Origin of the sequence: Empedobacter sp. R750 (assembly GCF_030324345.1) — a bacterium.
Classification (GTDB): Bacteria; Bacteroidota; Bacteroidia; order Flavobacteriales; family Weeksellaceae; genus Empedobacter; species Empedobacter falsenii_C.
The window spans coordinates 1-934 of sequence record NZ_JACAGF010000053.1 but is presented as its reverse complement, the minus strand read 5'-3'; the positions used below and the strand labels follow the sequence as shown (position 1 = coordinate 934).

Annotated in this window: 1 protein-coding gene; it reads right to left on the bottom strand. The window is 32.3% G+C overall.

Annotation, left to right across the window (positions count from 1 at the left end; all coding sequences use genetic code 11):
• Positions 1 to 18 precede the first annotated feature (18 nt).
• Positions 19 to 882: an aminoglycoside 6-adenylyltransferase AadS gene (locus tag HXZ74_RS17140; RefSeq protein ID WP_003013318.1), complete on the bottom strand. Its 864-nt coding sequence runs from the start codon at positions 880 to 882 to the stop codon at positions 19 to 21.
• Positions 883 to 934: the final 52 nt, after the last annotated feature.

Below are 934 nucleotides of genomic sequence, written 5' to 3'. Positions count from 1 at the left end.
CGATGTTGTACGACGTAGTTATGTTTTGGGTTTTAGTCCAGCTAAATATTTTCGTATGTCATTTTCTAATTTATCCGGGTATTTGTACTCTAATTTTTTTGACAATTCAGTTCCTATTTCTGAAACTAAATCAGTCATTGAAAATAGAGCAGTCCAATTTTCCTTTATATCGCTCCCTGAAAATGTTTGTTCTGTTTTAGCCCACATTTCCTGGTTAAGATACTTTTTGAAAAGTCGTCCATATTTATTGGTCGTTATGTTCCAATTGTGTTCACTTGCAATGTGCCATTCAATTAAAGGAATTAAATATTCTGTGCGAATAACGGTTTCCGACATAAATTTCGCATAGAATATTTCATCTCTCACAAGACACTTTGCCACGTAAGTTGTGTCCCACCAAAAATCGTTTATTAGATTTTGAAACTCTTTTTCAGACGGTTTTTTGATAATGGAAATTTGATAAGTTGGTTTCAGCATTTGCTTTGTAATACCATCTTTATCAATTAAAATTTTATAACCAATATCCCAATCTTCTGGTAATTCTTTCTCTTGCGTTTCCTTTATAAATTTTGATTTGCTGTAAAGTTTAAAATCTACTTTCACACCGTCTTCATAAAGTAGCATTTTCATTGCGTGTTTATGGTTAAAACAACTTTCGTCTTCTTCAATCATAGCAATTGGATTTCCGAATTTAAGCGTCCAGCTTTTGTCTGAAATGTAATTTGTATTATCCTCAAAAACAAATTCAATGTCTAAATCACTAAATTCGTCAACAAGTGCTAAAGGATTTACAAGTGAACTTGTCAGAAGAAGAACTCTTACATCTTCGTTTTTCTCCGACCATTCTATAATTGTTCTTAACTTTTCTTCTCTGACTTTCATTTTGTTTGGTTCGGTTTTACTATGTCGTACAACGGAAAAAGTATTGGCGAAG

Excerpts from the sequence above, each read along its gene's own strand:
- HXZ74_RS17140 (WP_003013318.1), bottom strand. The coding sequence starts at position 882 with ATGAAAGTCAGAGAAGAAAAGTTAAGAACAATTATAGAATGGTCGGAG.